This is a genomic window from uncultured Gimesia sp. (assembly GCF_937910335.1).
In the GTDB taxonomy this organism is placed as follows: Bacteria; Planctomycetota; Planctomycetia; order Planctomycetales; family Planctomycetaceae; genus Gimesia.
Genome location: NZ_CALEMX010000390.1, coordinates 1 through 5,014 on the forward strand (window position 1 = coordinate 1; position 5,014 = coordinate 5,014).

General features: G+C 43.8%; 6 protein-coding genes and 1 pseudogene. All 7 read right to left on the reverse strand.

All coding sequences use genetic code 11. The features are described from left to right. Positions 1-234: 234 nt before the first annotated feature. The gene (locus Q0668_RS15465) at positions 235-2,343 is read right to left on the reverse strand and encodes a hypothetical protein (RefSeq protein WP_298866267.1); all 2,109 of its coding nucleotides are present in this window, start codon (positions 2,341-2,343) and stop codon (positions 235-237) included. A 483-nt stretch (positions 2,344-2,826) separates the two neighbouring features. Beyond that, the gene (locus Q0668_RS25920; RefSeq protein ID WP_366918909.1) at positions 2,827-2,943 is read right to left on the reverse strand and encodes a hypothetical protein; all 117 of its coding nucleotides are present in this window, start codon (positions 2,941-2,943) and stop codon (positions 2,827-2,829) included. A 227-nt stretch (positions 2,944-3,170) separates the two neighbouring features. Then, positions 3,171-3,503, reverse strand: coding sequence for a hypothetical protein (locus Q0668_RS15475; protein ID WP_298866271.1), 333 nt, complete (start codon positions 3,501-3,503; stop codon positions 3,171-3,173). An 8-nt stretch (positions 3,504-3,511) separates the two neighbouring features. Then, entirely contained in the window at positions 3,512-3,883 is a 372-nt protein-coding gene (locus Q0668_RS15480; RefSeq protein WP_298866272.1) for a polymorphic toxin type 50 domain-containing protein, read from the reverse strand. Positions 3,884-3,922: 39 nt separating this feature from the next. Further along, positions 3,923-4,258 (reverse strand): hypothetical protein, encoded by a 336-nt coding sequence (locus Q0668_RS15485; protein WP_298866274.1) that lies wholly within the window; start codon positions 4,256-4,258, stop codon positions 3,923-3,925. A gap of 11 nt (positions 4,259-4,269) precedes the next feature. After that, positions 4,270-4,632: a hypothetical protein gene (locus tag Q0668_RS15490; RefSeq protein WP_298866275.1), complete on the reverse strand. Its 363-nt coding sequence runs from the start codon at positions 4,630-4,632 to the stop codon at positions 4,270-4,272. Then, positions 4,629-5,014 (reverse strand): annotated as a pseudogene (locus Q0668_RS15495) (hypothetical protein); the annotation flags it as partial. The gene Q0668_RS15490 and the pseudogene Q0668_RS15495, both read right to left, overlap by 4 nt.

The following is a 5,014-nucleotide window of genomic DNA, read 5'->3' on the forward strand; positions in this document are numbered from 1 at the left end:
GCTCTTAAAACTTGACCACCAACCTTTTTGATATACGAAAAGCCTTACTCTGACAGAAATGTTTGAGTAAGGCTTTTTTACGTACGGTGAGAAACCAGACGAAACTCAAATTCAAGTTATTTTAAAGAGAGTGGATGGCTCTTTAGATTTTTATTTTGGCTGAGTTTCTCGAGTAAACGCTGCTTGTATTCTTTGCGTCTTGCTAAACAATAATAGCGCTCAGCATATTTGGTATTAGTCGGCGTCGATCAATTCAACAATCTGCTTGGCCAGTTGTTTTTCCGCTGGTGTGAATATGGTCTTCATTTTTCGGCCCGGAACGGAGTTGCCAAAGAACAGATTTTTTTTCAAGAAAGGTATTGTGGCCAACTGTTTTGCCAGATCGTTGAGCAGAAGCAGTCTCAGGTGGGCATCTTCTATCTCTCGCGTCACCGCAATCCCCTGTTTCAGTTGCCCCGCTTGTGCCAGAGCAAGTACGATCTGCTTCTGAGCCTCTAATTGCCAGTGCGTGCGTTCAATGTTTTTCGCGATTTCCAGGGCTTGTTCGAATTTTCCCGCATGGGCCAGACTTGCAGCGATATTGCTGCGCGTAGAAGCATTGAGTTCCTGGTCTTCAATTGACTGAGTCAGATCCAGGGCCAGTTTGAATTTTTCCGCTTCAGCCAATCTGGTAGCCGCAGTTCGCAGCACAGTGAATTTGAAATCCGGATCGGGATACATCATCGAAAAATCGATAACTTCTGAGTATTTCCCTGCTATTACCAGCTTGGAAATCAGGAACTGGAATGCGGAACATTTTTGCTCGGGATCATCCAGCATCTGGGTGACCTTCCAGGCCTGCTCGATTTGTTCTTTCTCCAGTAATTGCACGATCATCTTCTGGAATATGGGTGTTCTTTTATACCCCGGCTGGTGGATTACAATTGTCAGAATATCAGAGTCATTGTTATTTTTAATGACTCTGAAAGCTTGTTGAATCTTTCCGGATTTCAAAAGTTTCTTTACGATCTTTCCCAGGGTCGATGATTTTTTCTGTCCGTTCTCAATTTTTTGAGCGATTTCTAATGCCTGGCTAAGCTCTCCCTCTGCAGCCAACATCACGGAAATGCTCGAGAGTGCATCCGCTTTGTCAGTTGCGTTCTCAAACTCTTGCGACACTTTTAGTGCTTGACTGGATTTATCTTGATTAAATAGAACTTGGATAATGCTGTCGATTGCATCTGATTTGAAGTACTCATCCTCGATCAGTTGAGTGACTTTGAGAGCTTGATTGATGTCCCCCGAGTACGCTAGTGAGTGAACCATCACCGCCAAAGTTTTTTCCTTATAGATACCGTCACCGACTTGGGCGTTTTTGCTGCCTTTCATTTGCTGAGCGACGTCTAAGGCTTCTTTGAACTGATCATTCTCTTCCAGCGCGTCGACAATAGTTACTAGAGCAGATTGTTGTTCACCTAAATCTTCTATTTTTAGTGCCAGCTCTAATGCTTCCTTGAACTTATTCTCATCCACGTACATTCCGGAAATAAGGCTTAGTGTAAATGACTTTGTCTTCCGGTCTTCGATCTGGAGTGTGAGGTTCAAAGCTTGTTTTGATTTCCCATCTTTGCACAACTCCCAGGCGATGTCACTCAAAACATCTGATTTGTTCGCTTGGTCCTCCATTTTTTGAGCAAGTTCTAAAGCAAGTTTGATCTTTCCGGTTTTAGCCAGAGCGGATGCAATCTTAACCAGTACGATTTCCCCGTCAGGGAAACTCTCAAATATCCAGGTCTCATTCAGGGCTTGCTCTATTCCTACTTTCTCAATCAGGGCCTCCCCAATGTTTCTGAGAACGTCCGCCCTCAATTTGGTTGTCGAGTGTATTCGAGAATTTGTTGATTTCACCTTCTCAATCTGCAGCGCGATCTTGTGAGCTTGTTTGAGATCCCCGTTCTTCAAGAGAGCAGCAGCAACATAATAGTGTGCCAAGGCTTTACTGAATTTGCCTTTAATCATCTGAGCGACGCGTAAGGCTTGCGCGGTTTTGCCTTGCCAGTTCAGTTCAGAGACGAGTCTATCCAATTCCTCATCCCTGCTTTTTAAATTTTCTATTTTCTGAATAATTATGAGGGCCTGTTCGATCTCTCCCGATTGAACGAGCGCTTGACCGAATTCCGCCAGCGCTGATGACCTTTCGTCTTCCGTCTTCAGTTTTTGAGCAGCGAAAAGCAGCAGACGATCAGGCGTATCCCATGGCTGGGATTCCTGATGGGGATGAGTGACCGTTGTTGTTTTGCTGATCTTAACCTTGGCAGGAGTTGGCGGAGCGTTGACTTCCTTCCGCGTTTCACATCCTGGCATCAAGATCAGCACTGCGAACAGGATTATGGCATGTGTTCTGAAATTCATTAGATTGTTACGAATCGTAAGAAGGGGATGATTGAGTTGATCCAGGAATAAGCCACCGTATACTTATTTTGTTTCCCCTGTGGTCACAAAGCAAGAACTGAATTGAAAATCATCATAACACTTGTACGTTTCGAACTACCTCTTTTATCATAAATACATATCGATCGGCAGCGAACGTGGGGTGTTTGAGTCGGAGGGAACGGGTGAAAAGTTTCCGGAAGCAATGAAGTTCAGCCAAACTTCGTTCAAATACTTTGATTTTAGATTTGCTTGGTTAGATGAGTTCACGTTTTTTTACCGTAATAGCGAAGCCATTCGCTACTCACGTTCGCACTGTCCGAACGTCTGTGAACCATGTTTCCGGTCAGGTTACTCAATTTAAGAGCATCATTCTGTTGTTTTGACAACGGCTCGCTAGGCAAGCTATTGATGTGATTATCCATCATAAGTAAAGGTCGTGCTGTGAGTATCGATGGAATCGGTATCGCGTTCGGAGAGGACCTGCGCTGTTTTATCGTAAGTCCAGGTTGCGATATCGCCATCCAGATTCACACGCTGAGTCCGATTGCCGGCGGCATTGTAAGTGTCAGCAAAAGAGGAGAAGGGCGTGTAGCTGGAAGTAAAGTGTGTGATGTGTGTTTCCCGACCAACGGCATCATAGGCCAGGCTGGTGCGGGTGCCGTTACCGTTGGCCGAAAATTGATAGCATCAACTGAGTAGAAACTCAAATCGACAAAGACCTTATCGCGCGGCTGAATAAATTGACCTTATTGGTTCAACTATAATAACTTGAGATCGCCTTCATGCCTCGCATAGACTCTTGCGTATCCTTGATCAAAAAAATTAAACACTGATACTGGAATGCCATCTGGTACTACAATTACTTCTGAACTCACTTTAGCATCAGGCAGAAAATCTCCTTCAATTTCTCCTTCGATGGCGTTGACCAATTCATCTATATCGTTGTCCTCGTTTGCATCTACCGTAAATCGTAATCGTATCTCGCTGTCATTCCACGAAACATCGATAGCTCGCATTTCCGGGCTAATTGCTCCAAGAAGTGCTCGTTGTATAGACAGTAATACCTTAACGCGTTGTTCATTACTCGTCATAGTTAACCTCATGGACGCGGAACTTGTGGTCTTACAGGAATAATGTGAATACCAGTCTTGCTGTAGATAAAGATTCCCCATTGTGTAGGTGTTGTGATACCGATAGCTGGATCGACGTGATCGCCAATAATCTTACCAAAATCAACTAGTTCACGTGAACCAGGCTTTGGTATAGGTGTGCTTCTTAAAGATTTGCCTGTAGCTGCATACTTTCGAAGTCCTTCTGCAGCTACTCGCAAAATACTTCTACCTGGAATGTAGTTATTATGCCCGATAATATGCTTGCCTTGTTGCCCCTCATGGATTGGAGGTGGGTCTGATAGTCCATTCTTTGGAGCATTTTGAGCTCGTCTTGGGATTCCACAGTCGAGCACACTCACTGCGAAATCTCCAGTTCAGGGAGTGCGGAAGCTGCGTCTTCACGTCGATTTTTGCCGGTCCCACTCAGAAATAATCTCTGCTGTCTCTACACCTTCGACCGCACGTTCAAGTTCTTCTCGATTCTCAAGATTTTCTACAAACGAAACGGCTATCAAGTTTTTTACATCGGGTTCTCCTGAAGATAATGATTTGTTCAAGTACTCCACAATTTGACAACGACCCTTCCCGTCCTTTAGCACGTACCGGGTAATTTCGCCCAAAAATACGTTTGGCAGTAGCTCGTCATAATCAGAAATATGTTCTGCAAGGAGTTCTTTTAGCTCTGGATAATTGCTTACAAGAGATTCGCAAAATTCCGTTGTCGTCGTAGTCATAATGGGATCAACTAAGCATTCTGGCTGGAATCTTGATGTTCATCGCCTTCATAGCGATCAACATTCTTTCGTAAACACAGCCAGTAAGCAAACTCTTGATCGGAGGTACTCGCCTTGTCAACGTATTCAACAGCTCTAGAGATTCGTTCATTAATACTTCCTCTCCACGCGATGAATTCGACATATTCTTCCGACTTACTCTTAGCAATGCCAATTTCGACTTCACCTGAAAGGAGGTTTTCTAGAACCTCGGTCCATTTCAATTGTGGTCGATTGTGAATACTTTCGTCTTCTTCAATACATTGAACAAGGAGCCCATGACTCACCATGTCATCGTTCAGAAGTTCAACTATATAGCTTGAGATTGCATTCATTGTTTAATATGAACCTTATAAATTGTTCCATCAGGCATTGTAATGTCGAGAGTTGGTCCACCGCTTTTCGATCCCGAACGCTTACGAATGATTGTGCCATCGGGTAGTATTTTGACGATTCCAGGATAGTTACCTGAGTCGTCTGTCCTTCCACCTCTGCTCAGCGAATTAAATAAATCATCTAATGCCTTAGCATCAGAAACCTCTTTGATAGGGCCTGTCTTCCCTCGTTTACCTATCAGTCTGTCAAGAATCAATTTGATTCTTTTGAAAATAGTATTTTTGTTTGGTCTTGGTCTACCACAGGTATTACCTTTACGTTCCCCTTTATTTCCACGGCCAGCAACTTTTGATGGATATGCCTTTATTCTACTCCCTGTAA

Bases quoted from the DNA above. Each gene is read 5' to 3' on its own strand.
- Q0668_RS15465 (WP_298866267.1), bottom strand. From the start codon at position 2,343: ATGCCAGGATGTGAAACGCGGAAGGAAGTCAACGCTCCGCCAACTCCT.
- Q0668_RS15475 (WP_298866271.1), bottom strand. From the start codon at position 3,503: ATGACGAGTAATGAACAACGCGTTAAGGTATTACTGTCTATACAACGA.
- Q0668_RS15485 (WP_298866274.1), bottom strand. From the start codon at position 4,258: ATGACTACGACGACAACGGAATTTTGCGAATCTCTTGTAAGCAATTAT.
- Q0668_RS15490 (WP_298866275.1), bottom strand. From the start codon at position 4,632: ATGAATGCAATCTCAAGCTATATAGTTGAACTTCTGAACGATGACATG.